Here is a 24,800-nt window from a genome sequence, read left to right on the forward strand (position 1 = left end):
ATCTATCTATTACTTATGTATTCGGTTAAATAAAAAAGATAGTAGGGATAATCAATCCTTACTATCTGCTCTGCATTCTTGCCATTTGTATATATTCAATTAAAAATAAATCGTTTCATTCTATTCCTCTAAAAATATAAGTACAGACTCCATAATTTGCTCATAACCAATTTCTTGATAAATTTTATTAGATGTTGGATTCGCTAGATCGGTATATAATGTAGTCGTTTTGCAACCTTCATCTAACATACGTTGACTAAGTGCGGCTACACAATTAGATGCGTACCCTTTTTTCCGTTCTTCTTTCGGCGTATAAACGAAATTGACTGTTATATTATTTGTAGTTGGTCTCGTTTTTGCAGCTATAGAGATTAGTTTACCTTCCACTTCCAGACCGAATAGACGATTGGTAGTTATTAACGTATGTGCAGTTTGTTTTGCTTCTTCTTTCGTAGTAGGGAGCTTCACATCTTCACAAAATTGATATACCCATTTTTCTATTAATGGAAGTTCATCGCTATTTATTTCTCGAAAAATCCCATTCCCGTTCCACTTCTTCTTTACTCGTTTTAGTTCATACACACCTTGCTCCATCACAACAGTAGCTTTTTTCTGTTCTAATATCGCAATCTCTTCAGCTAATTTCTGTACGATTTTTTTATTACCGATCAATCCAGGAATATTTGGATATACTTTCGTTAACTCCTTTGCAAGTTCCACTATATCCTCTTCCGAAATTTCAGACGTAGCAACGATCATTTGTTTCTCCACTGTTTGAAGAAATACAATCGCCACTTCTTCTCCTTGTTTCGCTGCCGCCATAAATATCGGTTCTTGAACAACTTGTAATACGCCTAATATTAAATTATTTTCCTGCTCATTCTTTTCTAAAAATGGTATAACATCTTCTTTAAAACGAATAACCTCTTCATATACGTGCAATTGAATCATCGACAATCTCTTCCCTCAATTTTTATTTTAATTAAATATTGGCGATTAATTCATTAAATCCTTCTTTTACGATTCGATAATATTGGAAACTAATGTGTTTAAATCATTTTCAGCTCGTAAAATTCTCCGTTTTTCCTTTTCAAATATCTCTTCTTCACTCCGAAATGACTCTTTACGACTTTTAATCATACGCTCCATTTCTTTTTTACTCGGTCCACCGTATACATTTCTTTTTTGAATAAAAGCTTCTGGCGATATAATTTCTTTCCACTCTTCCTCTAATAAATTCACTTTCAAATTTTCTTGTAAGTATACATTTACGTCCTTGAAATTTAATTCATGCAACTCCTTTTTTTGCTCTAATGACATATTCGCTATAGTACTTGCTGCATGATGGGCATGCCGAAATGGAATTTCATAGTTTTTTGTTAAAGTATCTGCGAAATCTGTTATCGTTATTGCATGTTTATAGGAACGACTTTTTAACGTTTCCTCTTCTACTTTCATCGTTCGAATAACTGCATTCATAATACGAAAAACACGAATCGCATTTTCGATTCCTTTATATAAATACGGCTGCAAGTCATCCTCCGTATCAACAATATCACCAAATGGTGTATTATGAATCATTTGAAATACAGTAAATGCTTCACCTAAAGCGCTACTCGTAATAGCACGGGCATGTTCAATTGAAACTGGATTTCGTTTTTGCGGCATAATACTACTAATTTGCACATATGACTTTGCAACAGTAATACCGTCATACTCTTTCGTTGCCAATAATAAGAAGTCATGAATCCACCTACTCGTATTCGTCATAATTACCATAAGTAACGAACTAACTTCTAATAAATAATCTGCTCCAGCAACGGCGTCATATGAGTTTTCAATTACATTTGTAAATCCAAGCAACTGCGCCACTCGTTCTCTCTTAATCGGAAAACTTGTTGTAGAAAGGGCCGCAGCTCCCATTGGAGACTGATTTAAAAGATGGTACGTTCTTTTCATTCGTTCTAAGTCTCTTTGCATCGTATCGTAAATTGCTAAAGAATAATGACCAAATGTTGTCGGTTGCGCTGGTTGTGTATGTGTATATGCAGGCATTATTGTTTCCATATGCTCCTCAGCGAGTTGGAGCATACTTTCTTGCAACAATAAATGGTGCTCCATTAACCGCAATACATATTGCCGCAAACTCATACGATACATCGTTACGCCCATATCATTTCTACTTCTACCGATATGCATATTACTTACAAATTCACACTTTGCTTCTTGAACTATTAAATGTTCAACTAAGAAAAAAAGATCTTCATGTTGCTCCGTATATAGCAATTGATCCTTCGGAATTGCCTCTACCTTTTTTAGTGCTGTTAGTATAACTTTAGCTTCTTCTCTTTTCATTAACTTTTCTTCAGTTAACATAGTAATATGTGCCTTATGCACTTGAAACATATCTTTCAATAAGTAATTACGCTGAAAATCAAATACATGCTGTAATACACAATCCACATATGTTTTCCCAGGGAAATCAGCGCCTTCACTCTTTATAAACTCTTCTTTACTCTGTTTCATCACCTTTTCCCCTTTCGCCTAAGTATTACTACCCATCATACCCAGCGATAGCGAAAAAGTGCTTGTACACTAAAATAAACTCGGCGCTTATAGCACCGAGTTTATTTAATAACAGTCGCATCATACTTATCACTTTGCAACACTTGGAAATGTAAATTTGCCAAGTGTTTACGTATTTCAGCACTGTCATCTTCATTTAAATTATTTGCTAAGAAAACAATTTCTGTACAGTTTCCGCGTTTATCCATTGCATAAACTGCTTTAGTTACCGTCCATGGTGTATAGCCATTCTTTTGTCCAGCATGCCTGAATGTTTTACGATATTTCTTTGCACTCATATCTGTTTCAACGATATTCGCCCACACTTTTTCTTCAGCTTCTGTAAGGCCACCTTTATGATTTGCCTTTTGAAGCAATACCATATAATCATTTGCCGATGCGGCAGGTAATCTATCCGACCAAATTTTATCATATCGTTCCTCTAAATACAGGGGAATTTCCTGCTGTAATAATAATGGCCCCTTCTTTTTTAAGCGTTCATGAATAATCATGGCATACTCTCGATATTGCTCTTGAGACATTTCTTTTAACTTCTTCTCTATTTTATATTTCGGAACATGTAATTCTTTATGCAAATATCCTGGAATATATAAAGATGAAACAATCGGAAACAGTGGTTGGTGTGCAGGGAGCGCTAAGCTTTGTAAATTTCGATTAATATTATCTAACCCTAACACTTCCATTAAATATTCAGTATTTGCATTTGAACTGAACTTAACCATTCCTTTTGCAACTTCTTCTAAAGAAACCGCTCCTTCAGTTATCTTCCCCGTTTTCTGCAAATAATTTTGCCACCTGTCTTGTGCACCACCATCTGTATTTGGTACATAATAACGATTCACATCATTAATTGAGACGAAACTAGACGGATCAATTTTCCCCTCTGTAACTTGTTTCGTATATTCAAGCGCCACAATTAACTTCATCGTACTAGCAACTGGCAATACAACATTTGGATTTACAGAATAAACAACTTTATCATTTCTTTTTATTAGAAGTGCACTATTTTTTTCATCTTTATGTTCTTCAATAAAGGATGCTATATATTGCGCATCATCATTATTTGAACTCCAAACTTTTTTCACTAAAAAGTTACCTGATATTAGCAAAACAAAAATACCCACAATCACTGCGCATACTATAGTTTTTTTCAAGTAAAATTCCTCTCCTATTGTGTAGCTCTTCTCTATTTATCTCTTAATAACAAAATAATGAAGATGATTATTTAAATAATCATCTTCATTATTTTAACTTGTATTCTACTATTATGTCTACGTCATAATTTTCACAAAATCCTCAAGAAACTTTTTATAATGTAAAGACCAACCAATTTTCACCCAATTTTTCAATGCTTTCGAATCAGGCTGAGGACGAAAATCAGCGATACTTTCTCCTTTTGCAATTCCAACTATATCTACATCCACACGACGATACACGTAATCTAAAAGAGACGGATTCACCGCGACCATCATTGTTACAACGTCATGTACTGGACTTCCTGTTATTTTCGGATTTAATTTTTTATAAGCTTTATAATAATACGTAAAAATTGGTTCAATTAATTTATTAAAACTCGTTTTAGAGTGTTTCGTAATATATTTTACCATCTCTGGCGTAATAAGAGCTTCAGATGTAACGTTAAGCGGCACTAATGTCACATTTTTAGCATTTTGCATAACTAAATGTGACGCAATAGGATCACCATGAAAATTCGCCTCTGCGACTGGTGTAACATTGCCTGGCATTAAGAACGCACCGCCCATTATATAATATTCTTTCACATACTTCATCATCGGTTTTTCTAAAATAAAAGCTGTTGCCAATGTTGTTGACCTGCCAGCATCAACAATGATTAATTCTCCTTTATACTTTTCAAGAATATCGAAAAATGCACAAAAGGGTTTTATATTTGGTGAAAAAGCTTTTGGGGGTTTAATAGGTCCTAAGCCATCTGCACCGTGAATCTCTGGATAATACGTCACAAAATCCCCAGACAAAGGTATTTTAGCCCCATTAATAACAGGTATATCTTCCCGTCCTGCCAGTTGCAGCAAATACGCTGCGTTACTTGTTGCCTTTTCTTGCGTTACATTTCCATATCCCGTTACTACTCCAACAATATCAATATCAGGATGCAACAATCCATACATAATTGCTAAAGAGTCATCAATTCCCGGGTCTCCTAAAAATAATATTTTTTTCATAGACCTCAACTCCATCCCATCAATTGTTATTACTTTATGAATACATGACGGAATACAGAATGAAAAAGAAAAATTTTGTTATATACAAAAAAAAACGTAGAAACTTCATATTAGAAGTCCCTACGTTTTCCATTTTATCCCGCTACTTTTTTCATCGTAAGCGTACTACCAATTATATAAGCAATAAAAGCAAAGCATATCGGGAATACAACTGTATGTATACCGAATGGATTAGGGAAGCAAAGATGAATAAACATATAGGAACCTACTCCAACTAAAATAGAAGCGAGAGCTCCAGTTGCATTTCCCTTTCTCCAATATAAACCTAACACAATCGGCCAAATGAACGCCGCTTCTAAACCACCGAAGGAAAATAAATTTAACCAAATTAAAAAATCTGGTGGCTTAATAGCTGCAGCATATACGAGTAATCCTACGATACCAGTAATCCATAGACTACCTTTCTTTATCGTACTATCCGCTGCCTCTTTATTTATGTAATTCACATATATATCCTTAATAATTGACGAACTTACAAGTAATAATAATGAGTTTACAGTAGACATTATTGCTGCCATTGGTGCAGCTAAGAAAACTCCAGCTAACCAAGGTGGCAACACTTCCATCGCTAATAGCGGCATTACTTTATCTGGTACCGTTATACCTGGAAGTACTACTCGTGCAAATACACCCGTTAAATGCATACCAATCATAATTGTACCAACGACAACCGTTCCAATGATTAGTGCCTGGTGCATAGCTTTTGAATTTTTATAAGACATAGCACGCACACTAATTTGTGGTAATCCAACGACACCAATTCCAATTAAAATCCAAAATGATGTGACATATGCTTTTGTTAAACTACCGTCCGCACCGAATGGTGTTATTAGCTTTGGATTAATTTGAACGAGTTCATGCATTATCTTTTCAACCCCGCCACCAGCAATGATAGTAGCAATTAAAATGATTGTTGTTCCGGCTAACATAATGATTCCTAATAATGTATCTGATAAAGCGACTGCACGAAATCCACCAATTAACACGTACACAAGTACAGAAAATGTAAATAAAAATAGTGCCGTTGTATAGGAAAGTCCTGTTAGTGACTCAATTAATCGTCCGCCACCAACCCACTGAGCTACTGTTGCTGAAAACAAAAAGATTATAATACATAATGCTGAAAGAACAACTACCGCCTTATTATTGTATCTTCCCTTTAAATAATCAATAAGCGTAATTGCCTCCATCTTCCTAGCGATAATAGCAAACTTTTTGCCAATAACCGTTAAAACGATATATCCTGTTACAACTTGAATCGCCGATAATAACACCCATCCAAGCCCCATATTGTAAGCAATACCAGGCCCACCAATAAAGCTACTTGCACTACCGTACGTAGCTATCATCGTCATAGCTAATAATAAGCCGCCAAGCTCACGCCCACCAAGAAAATATTCTTGCAAAAATTTATTATTAGCAGTTGCTTGTACACGTCTTGATGCAAATACACCAATTAAAAACACAACGATAAAAGAAATTATCATTGGAATTATTACATACCAATTCATCTATCATTCCTCACTTTTTTCTTCCTCATCGAGTGAAATATCTTGAAATAAAAAACGAACAACTAAAATAAGCAAAATAACTATTACGATAAATCCAACGATACAGCTATAAAAAAACCATGCCGGAAAGCCTAATACATATGTATATTCACTCGGATCCTTACTACCAAGCCCATAAGCAAATCCATACCATATTATAAAATTAATAATAGCTAGTCCAAGACCAATTAACGCTTCTCTATGGGCAATTCGAAAGCGTGGATCATCATGATAATCCTTCATTTTCCCCCTCCTCTCACGAGGTATAATTGTACCACTGTTCTTCTAGTTTTTCCTACTAGAAAACAAAAACGCGCAGGATTTTTTGTAATTATATAGAATACAATGTTTCATTACATATTTTTTACATTTGTAACACAAATGAAATTTGAATTTTCTGTATTTGTTATTTATGATTTTAAGTAGAGGCTTTTCATCTAGTTCCCACATCCTTGATTTCGGAATAAACGCCGTCTCGTACTGCGTTTACATTATATTTTCAAGGGGGTTATACAATGAGTCAACTAGCTGTAAATCTTCATGAAAAGGTAGAGAAATTTCTTCAAGGTACAAAGAAACTATATGTGAACGGAGCGTTTATCGAAAGCGCTTCCGGAAAAACATTTAAAACTCCTAACCCAGCAACCGGTGAAACTCTAGCTGTCGTTTCTGAAGCTGGTCGCGAAGATATTCATAAAGCTGTCGTAGCAGCTCGAATGGCTTTCGACGAAGGTCCTTGGTCACGTATGAGCGCCTCTGAACGAAGTCGTCTTATGTACAAGCTTGCTGATTTAATGGAAGAACATAAAGAAGAGCTTGCACAGCTCGAAACGTTAGATAACGGAAAACCAATCCGTGAAACAATGACAGCAGACGTCCCGCTTGCAATTGAACATATGCGTTATTACGCTGGCTGGGCTACAAAAATCGTTGGGCAAACAATCCCTGTTTCCGGTGAGTACTTTAACTATACACGCCATGAAGCAGTTGGTGTTGTCGGCCAAATTATCCCATGGAACTTCCCACTTCTTATGGCAATGTGGAAAATGGGAGCCGCTCTTGCAACAGGATGTACAATCGTCCTAAAACCTGCTGAACAAACTCCACTATCCGCTCTATACTTAGCTGAATTATTTGAAGAAGCTGGATTCCCGAAAGGCGTTGTCAACATCGTTCCTGGATTCGGGGAAACAGCTGGACAAGCTCTCGTTAATCATCCACTTGTTGATAAAATCGCATTTACAGGCTCCACTCCAGTCGGAAAACAAATTATGAGACAAGCATCTGAATCATTGAAACGCGTTACATTAGAGCTTGGTGGTAAATCACCAAACATTATTTTACCAGACGCTGACTTATCTCGAGCAATTCCAGCTGCACTTTCTGGTGTTATGTTTAACCAAGGACAAGTGTGTTGTGCTGGATCACGCTTATTTATTCCGAAGAAAATGTACGATAATGTCATGGCTGATCTCGTTCTATATTCTAAAAAATTAAATCAAGGCGCTGGATTAAATCCAGAAACTACAATCGGTCCTCTCGTTTCTGAAGAACAGCAAAAACGCGTAATGGGCTATATTGAAAAAGGAATTGAAGAAGGTGCCGAAGTACTTTGCGGAGGAAACAAGCCATTCGATCAAGGATATTTCGTTTCTCCAACAGTATTTGCTGACGTAAATGATGAGATGACAATCGCTAAAGAAGAAATTTTCGGTCCAGTTATTTCTGCATTACCATTCAATGATATTGACGAGGTAATTGAACGTGCGAACAAATCACAATTCGGTTTAGCGGCTGGCGTATGGACAGAAAACGTAAAAACTGCACATTATATCGCAAGTAAAGTTCGTGCAGGTACAGTATGGGTAAACTGTTATAACGTCTTTGATGCAGCATCTCCGTTTGGTGGCTTTAAACAATCTGGACTTGGCCGTGAAATGGGATCTTATGCGCTAAACAACTATACAGAAGTGAAGAGCGTTTGGATCAACTTAAACTAACGAGAAAGAACCTGACTGGATAAGTCAGGTTCTTTTCATTATGTATTTCATTTAAACTTGCAATCCGCCGCTAACATGTAATACCTCTCCTGTAATGTACGACGCATACTCCGATGCTAAAAAGGCAGCTGCGTTTGCAATATCCTCCGGTGTTCCGATTCTTCCAACCGGAATCGCTCCAACCATTTTCTCTTTTACTTTATCCGGTATTGTTTTGGTCATATTTGTATCCATAAATCCTGGACAAATCGCATTACATGTAATACCAAAACTTCCAACCTCTTTCGCTGCTGTTTTTGTTAAACCTACGACCCCTGCTTTTGTAGCCGCATAATTTGCTTGTCCAATATTTCCTTCCCTACTAATAGAAGAAATATTAATAACCCGTCCATACTGTTGTTGTCTCATATAAAGAAGCGCTGGCTGCATACAATAAAAAACGCCAGTTAAATTAACTTGTAATACTTGTTCCCAAGCAGACTTCTCCATTTTATGTAACATTGCATCTTTTGTAATTCCAGCATTATTCACTAAAATATGTAATGCACCAAATTTTTGAACCGCATACTCAATTAATGATTTCGCTTCACTTTGATTACTCACGTCACATCGATATAAGCTCACTTCATATCCTTCATCCGATAACTCACGTGTCGTTTCTTGTAACTTCTCTTCATTTACATCACTAATTAATACTTTAGCCCCAAGCTTCGCATAAACTCTTGCGATTTCTTTTCCAATCCCCTGCGCAGCACCTGTTACAACAGCTGTTTTCCCATTTAAAAGGTCCATTCCTATCCCCCATTTCTATTCGTTATACTGTATATTTCGGCTCTTTGCTTTCCAAATCCTCTTTGTATAAAAAAGTCTATTTGTGTCAAACTAACTTTGCAACACCGCATAAAACACAAGGAGATTGTGTCAAATGAAAAAAAAGAATGTAGATCAAAACAAAGCTACTGATGGCATTGATGTTGAGTTTTCTCGTGAACTCGCTGACCACAATGACTTAGAAGCAAACGCACGTGCAGATGCCGCTGATGCACGTCAAAAACGCCAGTCAACTGAAAAATAAGGCACTACAATGTTCCTTATTCTTTTCAACAGGGACCTACTACCCCAAAAATAAACCGAGGCTACTCTCGGTTTATTTTTTATATTTTTTTATATAATGTGCTAAAGCAAGCAACGGGTATATGTGTCCATAACTATGATAACGAATATAAAATCCCCCCGGTAACCCTGTACCAGTAGGATATTTTTCATTCATAGTAGGCTTCGTGAGCAAATATGAAATTCCTTTTCGAATAATCGGTGTTTCTTTATCATTGTAAGAAATGAGCGCATCAAGTGCCCAGGCCGTTTGTGACGACGTACTAAAGGGCAAAGAAATAAATCTTTTATCTACACTACTTTGACATGATTCTCCCCAACCTCCGTCTGCATGCTGTACATGCTCGAGCCATGATGCTGCTTTTTTTAATGACGTATGAGTCGAAGAAATTCCTAATGCACGTAAGCCTGTCATCGCTGCCCATGTACCATATATATAGCATATCCCCCATTTCCCATACCAGGATCCATTCTGTTCCTGTACATCCATTAGCCATTTTACAGCTTTCTTTTTTTGCTCCTCTGGCAATTCATTCGGCGCATATGTGCCGAAAAATTCTAACACCCTACCTGTAATATCTGGTGTAGACGGATCTGTTATCATATCACTCGCGTTTTCAATCGGCAAATTTGCTAATATACGGCTCGTTACCCCTCGTTCAAAAGCTCCCCAGCCTCCATCACTGTTTTGTAATCCTTTTACCCATTCTACGCCTCTTCCCCACGCACTATCTACTTTACCATTCCCTCTACTTCGTGCTAATGCTCTAAGAGCAGCTGTTGTATCGTCTACATCAGGAATCGTCGTATTAACATCTGAAAATCCCCAACCGCCAGCTACGAGTAAAGGTGCATGTACGCTCCAATCTACTTTTTTACTATGCTGTCTTTGCAATAAATACTCTGTCGCCCTTTGAATCATCTTATTTTCATTTGTAACATTGGCCTCTTGTAATGAATAGCTGAGTAAAGCGGTATCCCATACGGTAGAAGGAGAATTTTGCAAGTGACTCCCCCTTTCCATCTTACATGCATAAGACTTCAATCCTGTTACAGCCTTCTCAATAACAGGAGACTGAATAGAGTGTCCTAATGCAAGCAAAGCATAAATCATATAAAACGTAGCACTCGCGTAACTATACAAAGTTCCATTTTCATCAATACGTTCTTTCATAAAGCGCTCTACTTCTTCGTATCCTTTATGATGTAAAGAAAGCGGATATGATATTACCTTTTTCACATCGCCCAATAATGTTTGAAACAGCGGTGACCGCTCCTCTCGAAACCATTGTCCACCCCCGCCTGCAATATGATTTAAATTTGGCAATAACTTTTTCTCTATACGAAATCTCTTATTCATACAAATCATCATCGGAATTAAATGTATCCGTGCTGAGCTGCTTAGCTCAAATATACTGAGGGGGGAGTCATCTTGTAAAAATAAGATCGGTGTTGGGAAGTGAAAAAGAGCAGGATAATCATATTCCCCGTGAATAGCTAATAAAAATTTCGTCATAAAATGAGCACGAGAAACTCCACCGCGTTCCTTAATAAATATTTCAGCTCGCCTCATATTCACATCTTCTTTCGAATACTTTCTCGAAGCAAGTAAAGCAACATATGCTTGAATTGTGGCAGATAAATTCCCTCCAGGCTCATCTTCATATAATTTCCATGTTCCTTCATTTGTTTGGAGGGATGCTAACCTTTTCACAAATGGTTCTATTTCATCATCTCGCCCTAACAATTTAAGTAAAAAAATCATATGACAATCCGTTAACGGAGCCCCTTCAAAACAAAATCTCCACGTTCCATCTTGCCTTTGCATCGTTTGAAGTGCAGTCGTTCTCCGCTCAATTTCATCACGCACCTTGTCATATAGTAGCACTCTACTCACCCACCCTTTCTAAGTCCGTATACGATATTCGAAAAGCCAGCTAAATATGTATGGAAATAAAGAAAAGCAGAATGTGTGTAGTACACATTCTGCTTACAAACAATATCCAACCCCGACAAAAATTCCTAATAGCGCCCCGACAACAACTTGATACGGTGTATGTCCAACGAGCTCATTTAACTTTTTATAATCTGTTTGCCTGCCGTGAAAAAAATCATTCAATATTTTCGCTTGCTTACTTACCGCAAGTCTTACTCCCGAAGCATCATACATAACAATAATGGCAAAAATAGCGGCAACCGCGAACATTGAACTTTCCACCCCTTCTACAACTCCGACACCTGTAGCAAGTGCCGTAACAGTCGAGGCATGTGAACTTGGCATTCCACCTGAAGCGAAAAACTTTGCAAAATCAAACTCGCCGGTTTTTACTAATTTAAAAACAACTTTCGTTAACTGCGCTAAAAACCACGAAATTATAGCTGCCATAAGCGGATCATTATGTAAAATTGTTTCCATGTTTTTCAGCTCCTCACTGACTATAATGGACTTCTATATAATTATAATTATAAAGAAAAATGCGTAGAAAATACTACGCATTATGATACTTTTGCTGATTTATTTTTAATAAATTTCGGTTGTTTCTGTAGTAAAAACTTTGTTTTCGCTATCGAAAAGACAAATAACGCAACCCATATACAGAAAAATGCGATCATATGAGTAGATGTGAAATGTTCACCAAAAACGAATACACCTAAAATTAAACTAATAGTCGGTGCAATATATTGTAAAAACCCTATCATATAGAGCGGAATAAGCTGTGCCCCTTTAGCGAAATAAAAGAGTGGTAATGCTGTGACAATACCTGCTCCTATTAAAAGAAACGTTGATGTAACCGAAATGGAACCGAACGAACCAAAGCCATGCACTCCTGTCATAAACAAATAGATAAGCGCAAATGGCGTCACTATCATCGTTTCCATTGTAAGCCCAATTGTCGCGTCATAATTTAATAATTTTTTTGTTAATCCATATAATCCAAATGAAAAAGCAAGTGAAAGAGAAACCCATGGAATAGATCCGAAACGTACTGTTAAAATAACAACGCCTACTCCGGCTAAACCAACCGCAACATATTGCCAAAAATTAAGCTTCTCTTTTAAAACAACTGTACCAAGTAAAATACTTATAAGTGGATTAATATAATAACCAAGACTTGCTTCGATTACATGGTTATGATTTACGGCCCATATGTATACAAACCAGTTTCCACTAATGAGTACCGAAGCAATTGTTAATGACATTAATAATTTAGGTCGTTTAAAAAGGGTCACTAACTCCCCACCAAACTGACGAAACCTCTTCGTTACTCCTAAAACTAACAACATAAAAACAAATGCCCAAACAATGCGGTGCGCTAAAATTTCGTCTACCGGAACTTCCTCCACCCATTTCCAATAAATCGGAAGGACTCCCCACATCGTATACGCACCCGCCGCATATATAATCCCCTGCTTTTGTTGTGCTGTTTGACTCCCCATCTTCCTTGTTCTCCTCTTCTCTTTTTTTCTTCATTATAAGTTCTTACATGCTTACTTTACCAATATCCAATCTGCATTTCTTTCGACATTCCTCTTGCCAATCCCTTATATGTATAAAAACATGCCAACTGTTACAATAACGAGCACTGGAATACCGAAGACAAATTTACTTTTATGTGTCTTATGATGAAACATATACATACCAATCCAAGCTCCAACCGCTCCTCCAGCTGCAGCTGATAAAAATAACGTACTTTCTGGCGTTCTCCACTGTTTCTTCTTTGCTTTTCGCTTATCAAGCCCCATCATACTACATGCAATAACATTGATAATTATAAAATAAATCCATTTCATTTCTTTCTCTCCCTAAAAAAATTCGCTTTATGTTAACACGAAAATAAGATGCACACAATTTAAAAATGGCTATAGGTTAAAAATAAACCTTTTTTAACCTACAACCATAATTTTAATGCTTACACTCTATTTCTAATATTACTATGTTTTTTTGCGTATATAAAATAGATAAAAATACCTACAATAACCCAAATTGCAAAACTGATTAAAGTGGTTTTAGAGAGATTTAATGCTAAATATAAACAACTTACTATCGCAAGTATAGGTAAGAATGGAACGAAAGGAGCACGGAACGGTCTTTTCAGATTAGGATGTGTCTTCCTTAATACAATTACAGCTATAGATACAAATATAAACGCTGTTATCGTTCCCACATTCACTAAATTTGCCAACAAATTCAAGTCCAATAAACCTGCTAATAAAGCCGCAAGAATACCCGTAATCCATGTATTAAAAAATCGTGTTTGAAAACGTTTATGAACGCTTGAAAATCTTTTTGGTAGCAAGCCATCTCGGCTCATCGAGTAAGATACTCGAACAAATGCAAACATAGCAACTAACAGCACTGTCGTTAAACCAGCTATCGCTCCAACTGATAATAGACCAGCAATTCTATCCTCTCCCACAATACGCAAAGCATATGCAACTGGATCAGCTACATTCAGATCCGTAAACGGAACCATTCCAGTTAACACGAATGAAACACCAACATAAAGAATCGTACAAATACATAAAGAGACAAGTAATCCAATTGGAACGTTACGTTGTGGGCGTTTCACTTCCTCTGCTGCTGTTGCAACTGCATCGAAACCTAAAAAGGCAAAAAATACAGTAGCAGCCCCTCCAATAACACCATGATATCCAAAAGGAAGAAACGGCTGCCAATTCTCTGGTTTTACATATTTCGCTCCTACAATAATAAATACTAAAATAACAGCCAGTTTAATAATAACCATTATATTATTTATACGTGCACTTTCTTTCACACCACGACTTAACAAAAATGTAACAACTAAAATAATAATAACCGCTGGCAAGTCAATAATTCCGCCATTCCCCATCCCTGGTGCTGAAGCAACGATTGTCGGAATATGAATATTAAACCCTAGTAGCAATGATTGGAAATAGGCTGACCATCCCGCCGCCACTGCAGAAGTAGCTAATAAGTACTCTAGCATTACACACCAGCCAACTATAAAAGCAAAAATCTCACCTAATGTCATATACGTATACGAATACACACTTCCTGAGACCGGGACTGTAGATGCAAATTCAGCATAACAAAAGGCTACACATGCACATACAATTGCAGCTAACATAAAAGATAATACAATTGCTGGACCAGCATGTTTCGCTGCTACAATACCTGTTAAAACGAAAATTCCTGTACCGATAATTGCTCCAATTCCTAAAAGAGTTAGGTCAATTGCTCCTAAAGTTTGATTCAATACTTTTTTCTTTTCTTCATCCATTGCTTTCTTTATTAATAAACTCATTCGTAGAAACCTCTTTTTCAAAATTATCCCTTACTTATTACACTCTTTATTACTGTTGCTATTACACATTAATAATATTCATGCTTTACTATCACTCCCTATATAAACTCCACAAATTACACGCTTTAAAATCAGAAAAATCAATCTTCTAAAAACGCGCTTGTTAACAGGCATGTTTTTAGAAGATTGATTGAATTTATCACACGATTAATTATATTGTCAACAATATAATTAATTCACTTAAATTGAATAATTATAAATGTAATGATATCTCGAAATATAAAATACAATTTATAAACATTGTTATTTTCCATTTTTACACACTTTATATTATTTGAGAATTGATTTTTATACATCAAATTTAATGTAGATATTGCATACAACTACAATTAAACCAGATAATTCGTTATATTGAAGTAATCACCTAGATTTATAGACTGATCAACTTTCCCACGCATTACACACAGTATTTTCACTAAAAAAAATAAAAAAGCGCAGATTTTCATCTGCACTTTTCATTCTTCCACTTTATTTTCTACATTATTATTTTCGATGTGTTCCTTTTGAGCTTCTTCTTGCATCTCTGCTGAAATCATTCCATAATAAATTTCTGGATATAATCCAAATATTTGATATACACTTCCTAAAAACGGCATCGGAATCCCTCTTTTCTAAAGTTGTATTGCCATTCTTAAGGATTCCCTTTTCATTCATTATACATTCGTTTTTGGCACTTCTTCATCGTGAACGTGTAATAAATTTTGCCATTTTTTATAAGGTGCACTATTTGGATCCACATACCCTTTCGCATACGAACGATCCCACAATTGTTTAATAAACATCTCTTTCTCTTTCTTCGCAACCATATCTGCACCCGTTCCGTAATAATTTTGGAAATACAGCTCAATTTCATCAAGGAATAGCCTTAACAACTCGTCGGATGTCTCTTCTAACGTCGGGTCATATTTTGCCTCACGGTCATACATTAAAATCATATCTAAAATATTATGAACATGCTCTTTACGAAGCCATCTTATATCTTGGGCGCCTAATACAAATGCATGTGTATATAAATGTCCACCTTGTATCATAGCTTTTTCTTGTTCTTCTTCAAATCGTGACAAGATGTTTTCATAAATAAACGGATTATGGAGCAATGCTCTGTGCAATTTATAACTTTCGCTTGATATATTTTTCCCCATCGACTGAATTAAAAAGCTACGCCCGACACCGTTATATTGATACACGAACTGTCCATCAACAGCAACTAAACTAATCCAACGATACATATACGCGTATAGAAGAGCGCGATTACACTTATCGTAGTCTAACTTCGTTTGTGTTGCATTCAAGTCTGGCATAAATGCTGGTAAGTGCCAATACTTATCTAAATGCGGCGTCAAACTAGACTTTTTACTATTTAATTTGTTCACACGGCGATAATACGATTGAAAGTAGTCACCTTTATCATTCATAAAACCATTTGCAATATGCCCAGATGAAAGCTTAGGAAAATCTTGTAGCGATAATCCGTAATGAGCACGATAACAAATCACTTCAAATGGTGAAAATGCCTCGTTTACCGTATCTTTTTCTTTAAACATTTCTTGCAGTAACTCTTCTTGCAATTCTTGTTTTAAAGAAGGGTGTACGCCCCAATATTGTAACTCTCTATGATGAGAAACTTTCGGAACGAACGGACTTGCTAAATGGAAAAGATCTTCAATTTTTTCACGAACGTATTCATCACGATCACGTTTCTTGAAATCTGCTTCTTTTCGCAACGCTTCAACGATATTAAGCTCTAACTTGTCACGATAGCGCACTTGAAGTTCGTCATAACAATAACTCAATATATGTTCACGATAGAAGTCTTCAACCTTTTTCGACTGAATTTCTTCAGTTTTTGCATCACGACAATATTCCCCGTACAAACTCATATAAATTTCTGCTGATATATCTTTCGGTAATACACCTAAATTTAAATGTTGCTGCATATCTTGCCAAATCTTTTCTTGCAATTTCTCTTCAGCTAACACATATACATTCGTCGGATTCGTTTTCCCTTCAAATTCTTTACTTCGCTTTTGAATTTCAAACAATAAATTTTCACGTGTTTCTTGTAAATTATCAAAGAATCTTTCCCAATATTGAATCATTTTATTAACCGCTTGATATAGCGACTGGTACACGAGTTCTAACAACATTTCTTTGCGATACTCACTTAATTTGTGTACATATTGCGTTACGATATCTTCAAATTCTTTTTTGAACAAACGCTGCTGATTATAAAACGTTTTCCCAAACCAACCTTGTTGCTGGGCAATTTCAACGCGGCGAACAGCCGTTACAGTTCCATCAATATTACTCACATTAAATTTCTTATCGTAGTTTTGAATTAAATTACGCTTTTGTTCATTATTTTCATGTAGTCGATTCATCTTCTCTACTAACTGCTTACGAATTTCATACAGCATGAAACGTGCTGCTACTGGATGAACAGGATCGGTTTTCTTTAAAAACCATGTATTTAATTGGTAAGACTGTCCCTCTGAGCCACTTGGTGTAAAGCGGTCTGATTCGATCATGTCATATAAAAGGGTAGTAACATGCTCATGTACACGGCTTGGAATCGCATAAGCATATAAACGAACCGCATGATCAACTCTCGCTACTTCACCCTTCATTTGTTCCATCATTTTAAGCTTTGCAGCCGATATTTTGCACTCATGCTGCAGGCGGTTTAATTCCTCATCTTTTTGCACTGTACGGTGTACATAACTCTCTACAGCATCTAAAAACAATTTTGATTTTGCAACACCGAGCTTTCCGCCCTCTGCCCCTTCACGCGTTTCATTGTACATTTGTCTATAAAAAATATGAGCTTGTTCTGGACGAGTAGCAAGATGTTCTAAATCTTCTAGATAACTTTTACCACGCTCCGGCTTTTCGCGCTGCATACCACGTTTTACATCTTGATCGTATCTTTGCTTCTTCTCTTGAAACAGTTGATCTAAATGAAGCCACGATTCATCTAAACCTTGCACCGCCCATTTTAATGCACAATATTTCAAAACATGCTCATACGGATAAATAAGTTTTGCCGTTCCTGCTCCGCAATATCTACCTTTCCCACTTGATTCTGCTAATTGCTGGATTTGATTATCTTCTTGTGCAAAATGATTTGTGGACATCGGACTAAATAACTGTAAATAAATCGTGTTTGCCATTTGCTCCATATAATCCGATAAATTGTGCAAATGGTGCCCATGTAAATTTTCATAATCATATAAGAAACAATAATTATACGGTAAATGATGCTGCTTAATCGTATGATTCGTTCTTCCATCTTCATCCACTTGATCAGGACGATATTCTAATTCAATCGTTACACCGCCGCGTTTTGATAATTCCCCAGTAGACCCGAGCGTAATAGCATGCAGCTCTTTTAAAGATGCATAGCCGTTCGCTTGCACAGTTTCAAATTCTTTCGCACTAACCGTTCTCGTCTTAACTAAAACATCTGGCATTAAAAATGCACCACGTATTAAAATGTTATGATGCTGCAATTTTTTCCGAAGCATTTCACGTAAATATAATGCGATTTGTAAAAACATCCCTGAACCTGTTCCACCAGCTAGTGACGTTACAATAATAACTCGCACACCATATTCCGTCTGATCGCTTGTAACCGGAAAAATCTTCTCAATTTCTTGCCAAAAAGATGTCAGCTTATCTTCTTTCATCGCTGCACGTAGCGCTAACCGAGAGATAACCCGTAACTGTCCTGCTCCTTCTGTTAACGGTTTATCAAGTATAGTCGGGTCCATCGGGAACCATTCCGGAATCGTTGGATCTCCCGCAATATACTCTCTCGGTGTTTTACTCGAACTCGTTTGCGTCTTAAACTTCCGAATATGATCAAATTTACTCAATGTATTCACATCTGTATCAAATACATGCATCGCTACCTTTTTACGACGCTCCTCAGGTAACTTTTCATATATTTGGTGTGTGACAGTACTACCGATTCCACCTAAGCCAATTAAAATTGTTGGAACTTGTAATGTCATGTGAACCACCTTCCTATTCGTGCTTGTTTGAATAGAAGGATTAAGAGAGCCGAGCCTCCACCGCCCCTCTTATACCCCATCTACTATTCACATTCATACCGGTAAATCTCCTTACCATATCCTCTATCAATTATTAAAATTTCATTTGGATACAATGTTTTATGCTCCATTCCCACTTCTTCCTCTGTAATAAACATCCCGTCAATAATCATCCCAACTACTTGCGATTCTTTCGCTACAAATATAGATTTCGATCCTTTTTTCGCTATTAATGTTACAGATTGCACAGTCTTTCTTTCTGCTCGAAATGGAATGCCAAAATAGTGTTTCCACCATTTATTTCTAAGTAACTCAGGTTCAGATTGGTAAAGCCAATCTTTCGCCACTTCTTGATCCCATTCGTAATATAATAATGCTTTCCGGTGAAACCTCGGACGAACAATCCATCCTAAAATAATAATTCCTACTATTAAAAGTAATAACGTGATAGGAATTACACATTTAAAAATGAGCGCATACTTCTCAAAAAACGGCGCATTTTCAATGTGAAGTGAAATCTTTTCTTTTACTTCTTGTAATTTTGAATCATTGATCGTGATGGTAGCTTCTACGGTGCCTGTATCTGTAAAATTGAATGTGTCGGAGTAATAAGGACGAGGATAAACGTAAATTTGATTACCATGCTGTTTTAATTCGTAGTTGATCGATTGATTAGATGTGACACCAGTAGATTTTAATAGTTTCTTTACAGCCTCTTCTGTCATCGGTTTATCATCTAACTGGGGCTGTAAAATAAATGGTTTACTATTTTCTAAATTTGTTACTTTTTCTTCATAATCTTTCGTAACAGTTTGAAGTGATAATTTCTGTTTTTCAGCTGTATCAATTTTGAATTCTTTCGTCTGCCTATAAAATCCCTTTATATTCATATGAACTTTCCCGCGTACTAACTCTTTTCCAACTTTTATTTCGTAATAAAACACATGCCTTTTATCGTCCCACTTCATCGGATATTGCTTCCCGTCTATTTCTACTTCTGCTTCAAAATAAGAAGACTGAATTGGTAGCTCAGTAGGTTTTGCTTCAATAACTGCCGTTACACCTTCGTACATTTTCTCAACAGTTTTTCTATCTTTATCATCTTTGTCATACGTAGAAACAGTATAATTAAGTGCCGGTTCAACAAGTACTTGTAACCCTTCTTTCTCAATGTCTTGATCCACTTCTATCGTATATGCCCCTGGCTTAATCACTTCCTGATTCGCCGTACTTACATGCACTATATTTCCGAATAATTTAGCTTCTCCTGGCGCATGTATGGAAAAAGAAGATTGTAGCTGTAACGGTTTAGAGATTTGCACAACTTGATAGTTAGACAAAGAAGGCGATTGTCGTACAAGTGTCATACGCTTTAATGGAAACGGTGTTGTAATCTCCACTTTTTTTCCGGATATTTTCGTTTTCACAATCGATTCAACAGAAGAAAATGGATCGCGATTTGCAACTAATGCTGCCACTTGATTCACACTTTTTACAATACCATCCTCTCCACTAGATGGCATCGTAACACCATTTATCTCTTTCTTCCATATTTCTTTAAAAGTATTTAGCTGCTCTTTTTCTTGCTGTCCTAAATCTTCTTCCATCGTTATTAAGACTGGATGTAAAGAAATCTTTTTTAAGTCCATTTCTTTCCTAAACTGTGCTAACTTCTGTGTAATTTGTTCTTTTCCGCCAACCTTATCTTTTTCTAAATCATTAAATGCCCCGTCAGTTAATACAATAAGCCAAAATTCACGTTTCCCATCTATATCCGCTTCCTTTTTTATTGATTGCATTGCCGTTTCTACTGCGCTAAACGGAGTATTTAAATACGTTTTCCACGCTCCAATTCCATCAATTTCTGTTTGCCTTTTATCCTTTGTTAAAGCAATATTTAGCGGATCGTTCGGTCGGCTCATTGGAACGTAAGAAAATTTATCTTTCTCGTCTAATAGTGCAACTAAACTTTGCAAAGCATAATTGGCATACTTCCAGCGATCGTTATTTCTCATGCTGCCCGAATCATCATATACAAGTGAAACGACCCTTTCCTTTGCCTCCTCTCCTTTTGCAAAAGTCCAAAAAGGATGTAACCATATAAATAGAAAAATCATGAATGTGGCACAAATTCGAATTTTCATGATGAGGCTTCGCCACCTTTGTAGACAAATTCCTATGTTTAAATTTATGAGAGGAAACAAGATATATGACTTGTATTTTAGGACAACAGTTCACAACAATAACATTATGTAATAAAAGTTAAAATATCCCATTTTATATTTCGAGTTTTTTCCTTATTATATATTCGAAATAACACATAGCTTTCATACTTTTCCCCTTATAAATTCCACCATTAAAGTTTGATTTTCTACTCAATACAAAAAATAAAGAGCACGCTACTACTAGCGCGCTCTTTATTTCTTCACATATACTTCAACAATCGGAGTTTCCTTCTGATCTGCATGTAAACGTATATTCTCTTCACCCGCATTATAAATGCTAGCTAACAGCATAACCGTTAACAAATTAGGTATCTTCGCATCGCTTCCATATTTTCTTTCAAGTGCTTCTTTATATTCAAAATCTAAATCACCCTGCACATATGTATATACCTCAAAACCATCTTCCAAATTACAAACTACTGTATCTATAATATCTGCCCCTACTTGTTTCTTCATTTCACCTCGCAATGCTTCTATAAATTCTTCCCAAGGAACTTCGTACGTCTGAAATTGATCTGTAGATTTCATTTCATTTCCTCCTCACTATATATCCTTTTCATATATTTCCCCTTTCTTATAACAATTATAATAGGTAGGTCATTCATACAAGCCGCACTTGTCCCCCTTACATATCGTATTACTGTAATGCGAAGGAGGAAAGAACATGCATAGACAAAAATGTTATGACACATGCCAACGTTATTTCGGAAAAGTGGTTCGAATTGAAGATCTTGATGGTCGTATCCATTTAGGAAAAATAATAGACGTGACAAATGATTCTGTTTGGATCGAGCCGGTACAAAGACGTTCATCTTTTGATACAGGATTTGGATACAATGACGCATATTCAGACGGTGGTTGTGATATTTGCGGCGGTCTTAGTAGATGTGACAGCTGCGGCTTCGGATTTGACGGTAGCTGGGGCGGCGGTGGTGGTGGCGATGGTTGCAGAGGTGGTTGCGGCGGCGGTGGTGGTGGCTGGGGTGGCGGCTGGGGTGGCGGCTGGGGCTTTGAACTCGGATTTGGTTTTATTTTTGGAATTACTTTGGCTGCATTATTTTTCATCTAACATAAAAAAAGAGTTGGCTTTCTTTTGCCAACTCTTTCTCTCTATTTTTCACATATAAAAATACGATGCCCTAAAATATGCTGATACATAAGCAGTACTTGTTCGTGTTGCACCCACGCCTCATACAATTCTTCTGGAATAAACGGTGATACATTCCACTCCGGCTCTTCCATATGTCCTGCAACTGTTTCTGCAATGGTACCGCCACTCGCAATTGTAATTTTTTTAAAATTTGCTGCTTTAAATAAATGAATCCACTCATCCTCAGTTAATAATTCTTTCATTCCATATAATTGTACGATTTTTTCTTCCTCATTTTTCCCAATATGGCTTTCGATAATCATTTCAATCACAACAAGCTTTCCATCCTGCTGCAATACACGATAACATTCCGGAATAACCTTTTCTTTATTCGTAAAAGCGAGTATAGATTCTCCGAGTACAAGCTCAAATGAATCATTTAAACAAGGCAATCTTGCTACATCTCCTTGAATTAATTGTATATCTAAACCTTCAAACAACCATCTATCTTTCGCTTTTTGAATCATAATTTCATTCTTTTCAACTGCTGTTACTTTATAACCAAATGCTTTTGTCATATACGCCGCTGTTTTCCCCGTGCCACAACCTATCTCAAGAACATTCGCTCCCTGTCTAAGTAGCAATTGAGATAACAATTGTCTCGTTAACGTAAAGCCACCAGGATGGGCACTCCCTATTCCGTAATAAGCTAGAAAGTCGATGTACGTATTTCGTTTCATGGGATTCTCCCTTTTTTATTTTATATATTCCAGGAAGGAAGAAAAGTGCATAGAAAAAGGGCGCATTGTGCGCCCTCTCTCTTACTTATCATCAGAAATATATGCCCATTTGTAGCTGTAATCTCCACCAACTGGATGGTGAATAATACCTTTTACTTTTGGTCTTTGAACGATAGCGTCACCACGTTGATATAATGGTGCAATTGCAGCATCTTCAAGTAACATTTTCTCAGCTTTCAGTAAGCCATCCCAACGCTCTTTCGTTTTCGTTAATAATTCGCCCTTCCCTTTTTCTACAATTTCATCATATTTCGGATTTGAATATCCTGTTTGGTTATGAGTGCCATTTGTAACAAACATATCAATAAATGTCATTGGATCTAAGTAGTCAGGTCCCCAACCAGCATAAGATAAATCATAGTCTTGATCTGTTTCTAGCTTTAATTTTTGTTTAAACGGCTGGTTTTTCAAATTCACTGTTAATCCTGGTAAGTTCTTCTCAAGCTCTCCTTTTAAGAATTCTCCTACTTTTTTCGCGTTATCGCTATCATAGTTTAATAACTCTACCGTTACTTGGTCTTTTCCAAGTTCTTTTTTCGCTTTTTCCCAATGCTCTTTTGCCTTTTTCACATCTGTTTTTAAAATATCTCCGTTATCTTTACGGAAGTCTTTTCCATCTGGACTTTTCGCAAATTCTTTTGGTACTAAGTAATCTGCAGGTGTAGATCCGTCATTTAAAATAACATTTGTTAAGCCTTTTTTATCATACGCCATCGCAATCGCTAAGCGTAAATCTTTGCTCTTTAATACTGTATCTTGACCACCACGTTTTTGGTTCAAACGTAAGAAGTACGTTGAAGGTGTTTTTTGTGTAAAGAAATCCGGATTTGATTTATATTTGTCAACAAATTCAGATGCAAGTGCCGCACGATCAATTTGTCCACTTTCATATAAGTTTACACGTGTACCGCTATCTTTTACGACATTAAAGTTAATTTCTTCTAATTTAACTGTTTTATTATCCCAGTATTGTGCATTTTTCTTTAACTTCCAACCTTGTTCATGTTGCCAACTTGCTAATGTAAACGGCCCGTTATATAACGTTGTATCTGCTTCTAAACCGTATTTTTCTCCTTTTTCTTTTACGAATTTTTCATTTAACGGATAGAATGTTCCGAATGAAGTTAATTCTACAAAGTAAGGAACTGGATTTTCTAATTCTACTTCTAATGTGTAATCATCTACAGCTTTTACACCTAAAGTATCAAGCTCTGCTTTTCCTTCATTAATTGCTTTTGCGTTCTTTAAATCAAACATAATGTATGCATATTCCGCTGCTGTATTTTTATCTACTGCACGTTTCCAAGCAAACACGAAATCTTTTGCTGTTACAGGTTCTCCATTTGACCATTTTGCATTTTTATTTAATGTAAATGTATATTTTTTACCATCATCACTCTTTTTATATGATTCAGCAACCCCTGGTGTTGCTTTATTATCTTTATCAAGTCGATATAAACCTTCCATTACGTTGTTTAAAGCAAGAAACGATACTTGGTCTGTCGCTTTTGAAGAATCCATAGATGGAATCTCTTGGCTATCTGTTAAATTAAGTACTTGCTTTGCTGCTAATTTTCCGCTTTCTTTTTCACCACTTTTTGGCGTTGTGCTTGCCTTATCTTTATCACCTGATCCTGAGCAAGCTGTTAGTGCCATACTCATTACTAAAACTGGTGCTACAACCGCTGTTAATTTTTTCATCTTTTTTCTCTTCATTTTTTGTACCCTCCCCAATTATATGTACGCTACTAACTTTGAGAGATTTTCTATCA

Annotated in this window: 21 protein-coding genes; 3 read left to right on the forward strand and 18 right to left on the reverse strand. The window is 36.4% G+C overall.

The window, feature by feature from the left end:
• Positions 1 to 120: 120 nt before the first annotated feature.
• From ACTFQM_RS12910 to ACTFQM_RS12935, 6 genes are all read right to left on the reverse strand, one after another.
• The gene (locus ACTFQM_RS12910) at positions 121 to 957 is read right to left on the reverse strand and encodes a GNAT family N-acetyltransferase (protein WP_440034673.1); all 837 of its coding nucleotides are present in this window, start codon (positions 955 to 957) and stop codon (positions 121 to 123) included.
• Between the two features lie 60 nt (positions 958 to 1,017).
• Complete coding sequence (argH, locus tag ACTFQM_RS12915) at positions 1,018 to 2,526, reverse strand: argininosuccinate lyase (protein ID WP_440034674.1); 1,509 nt, start codon at positions 2,524 to 2,526, stop codon at positions 1,018 to 1,020.
• A 101-nt stretch (positions 2,527 to 2,627) separates the two neighbouring features.
• Positions 2,628 to 3,740 carry a serine hydrolase gene (locus ACTFQM_RS12920; RefSeq protein ID WP_002172848.1) on the reverse strand — a complete coding sequence of 371 codons (1,113 nt, stop codon included), beginning with the start codon at positions 3,738 to 3,740 and terminating at the stop codon, positions 2,628 to 2,630.
• A gap of 117 nt (positions 3,741 to 3,857) precedes the next feature.
• Positions 3,858 to 4,790, reverse strand: coding sequence for a nucleoside hydrolase (locus ACTFQM_RS12925; RefSeq protein WP_440034676.1), 933 nt, complete (start codon positions 4,788 to 4,790; stop codon positions 3,858 to 3,860).
• Between the two features lie 134 nt (positions 4,791 to 4,924).
• Positions 4,925 to 6,361 carry a sodium/pantothenate symporter gene (gene panF, locus ACTFQM_RS12930; protein ID WP_400528174.1) on the reverse strand — a complete coding sequence of 479 codons (1,437 nt, stop codon included), beginning with the start codon at positions 6,359 to 6,361 and terminating at the stop codon, positions 4,925 to 4,927.
• A 3-nt stretch (positions 6,362 to 6,364) separates the two neighbouring features.
• On the reverse strand, positions 6,365 to 6,643 hold the full coding sequence (locus ACTFQM_RS12935) for a YhdT family protein (protein WP_002172851.1): 279 nt from the start codon (positions 6,641 to 6,643) through the stop codon (positions 6,365 to 6,367).
• Positions 6,644 to 6,915: 272 nt separating this feature from the next.
• Here ACTFQM_RS12935 and dhaS point away from each other — a divergent pair, with 272 nt between their 5' ends.
• Entirely contained in the window at positions 6,916 to 8,400 is a 1,485-nt protein-coding gene (dhaS, locus tag ACTFQM_RS12940; protein ID WP_048371327.1) for an aldehyde dehydrogenase DhaS, read from the forward strand.
• Positions 8,401 to 8,451: 51 nt separating this feature from the next.
• Here the strand turns inward: dhaS and fabG are convergent, their stop codons facing one another.
• Positions 8,452 to 9,192 carry a 3-oxoacyl-ACP reductase FabG gene (gene fabG, locus ACTFQM_RS12945; RefSeq protein ID WP_440034678.1) on the reverse strand — a complete coding sequence of 247 codons (741 nt, stop codon included), beginning with the start codon at positions 9,190 to 9,192 and terminating at the stop codon, positions 8,452 to 8,454.
• Between the two features lie 133 nt (positions 9,193 to 9,325).
• Here fabG and ACTFQM_RS12950 point away from each other — a divergent pair, with 133 nt between their 5' ends.
• Complete coding sequence (locus ACTFQM_RS12950; RefSeq protein ID WP_002172854.1) at positions 9,326 to 9,475, forward strand: YfhD family protein; 150 nt, start codon at positions 9,326 to 9,328, stop codon at positions 9,473 to 9,475.
• 72 nt (positions 9,476 to 9,547) lie between these two features.
• On the opposite strand, the gene ACTFQM_RS12955 is transcribed toward ACTFQM_RS12950, so the two are convergent.
• From ACTFQM_RS12955 to ACTFQM_RS12995, 9 genes are all read right to left on the reverse strand, one after another.
• Complete coding sequence (locus ACTFQM_RS12955) at positions 9,548 to 11,401, reverse strand: terpene cyclase/mutase family protein (RefSeq protein WP_440034680.1); 1,854 nt, start codon at positions 11,399 to 11,401, stop codon at positions 9,548 to 9,550.
• Between the two features lie 102 nt (positions 11,402 to 11,503).
• Positions 11,504 to 11,929: a divergent PAP2 family protein gene (locus tag ACTFQM_RS12960; RefSeq protein ID WP_400528180.1), complete on the reverse strand. Its 426-nt coding sequence runs from the start codon at positions 11,927 to 11,929 to the stop codon at positions 11,504 to 11,506.
• A gap of 80 nt (positions 11,930 to 12,009) precedes the next feature.
• Positions 12,010 to 12,951 (reverse strand): EamA family transporter RarD, encoded by a 942-nt coding sequence (gene rarD / locus ACTFQM_RS12965; protein ID WP_440034681.1) that lies wholly within the window; start codon positions 12,949 to 12,951, stop codon positions 12,010 to 12,012.
• Positions 12,952 to 13,056: 105 nt separating this feature from the next.
• Positions 13,057 to 13,305, reverse strand: a complete 249-nt coding sequence (locus ACTFQM_RS12970; RefSeq protein WP_440034683.1) for a DUF1294 domain-containing protein — start codon at positions 13,303 to 13,305, stop codon at positions 13,057 to 13,059.
• 119 nt (positions 13,306 to 13,424) lie between these two features.
• A complete protein-coding gene (locus ACTFQM_RS12975; protein ID WP_440034686.1) occupies positions 13,425 to 14,801 on the reverse strand; it encodes an APC family permease in 1,377 nt (458 codons plus the stop codon).
• 515 nt (positions 14,802 to 15,316) lie between these two features.
• Positions 15,317 to 15,457 (reverse strand): phosphonate ABC transporter permease, encoded by a 141-nt coding sequence (locus tag ACTFQM_RS12980; RefSeq protein WP_440034689.1) that lies wholly within the window; start codon positions 15,455 to 15,457, stop codon positions 15,317 to 15,319.
• Between the two features lie 57 nt (positions 15,458 to 15,514).
• Entirely contained in the window at positions 15,515 to 18,874 is a 3,360-nt protein-coding gene (locus ACTFQM_RS12985) for a tubulin-like doman-containing protein (RefSeq protein ID WP_048371339.1), read from the reverse strand.
• 83 nt (positions 18,875 to 18,957) lie between these two features.
• A complete protein-coding gene (locus ACTFQM_RS12990; protein ID WP_440034691.1) occupies positions 18,958 to 21,057 on the reverse strand; it encodes a vWA domain-containing protein in 2,100 nt (699 codons plus the stop codon).
• Between the two features lie 273 nt (positions 21,058 to 21,330).
• A complete protein-coding gene (locus ACTFQM_RS12995; protein WP_440034692.1) occupies positions 21,331 to 21,666 on the reverse strand; it encodes a hypothetical protein in 336 nt (111 codons plus the stop codon).
• A 136-nt stretch (positions 21,667 to 21,802) separates the two neighbouring features.
• On the opposite strand from ACTFQM_RS12995, the gene ACTFQM_RS13000 reads away from it, so the two are divergent.
• Positions 21,803 to 22,207, forward strand: a complete 405-nt coding sequence (locus tag ACTFQM_RS13000) for a hypothetical protein (protein WP_440034694.1) — start codon at positions 21,803 to 21,805, stop codon at positions 22,205 to 22,207.
• Between the two features lie 41 nt (positions 22,208 to 22,248).
• Here ACTFQM_RS13000 and ACTFQM_RS13005 read toward each other — a convergent pair whose 3' ends face one another.
• Complete coding sequence (locus ACTFQM_RS13005) at positions 22,249 to 22,968, reverse strand: class I SAM-dependent methyltransferase (RefSeq protein WP_440034696.1); 720 nt, start codon at positions 22,966 to 22,968, stop codon at positions 22,249 to 22,251.
• Positions 22,969 to 23,049: 81 nt separating this feature from the next.
• The gene (locus ACTFQM_RS13010) at positions 23,050 to 24,744 is read right to left on the reverse strand and encodes a peptide ABC transporter substrate-binding protein (RefSeq protein WP_440034698.1); all 1,695 of its coding nucleotides are present in this window, start codon (positions 24,742 to 24,744) and stop codon (positions 23,050 to 23,052) included.
• Positions 24,745 to 24,800 lie beyond the last annotated feature (56 nt).

This window comes from Bacillus cereus group sp. MYBK30-2 (genome assembly GCF_051915945.1).
Classification (GTDB): Bacteria; Bacillota; Bacilli; order Bacillales; family Bacillaceae_G; genus Bacillus_A; species Bacillus_A paramycoides.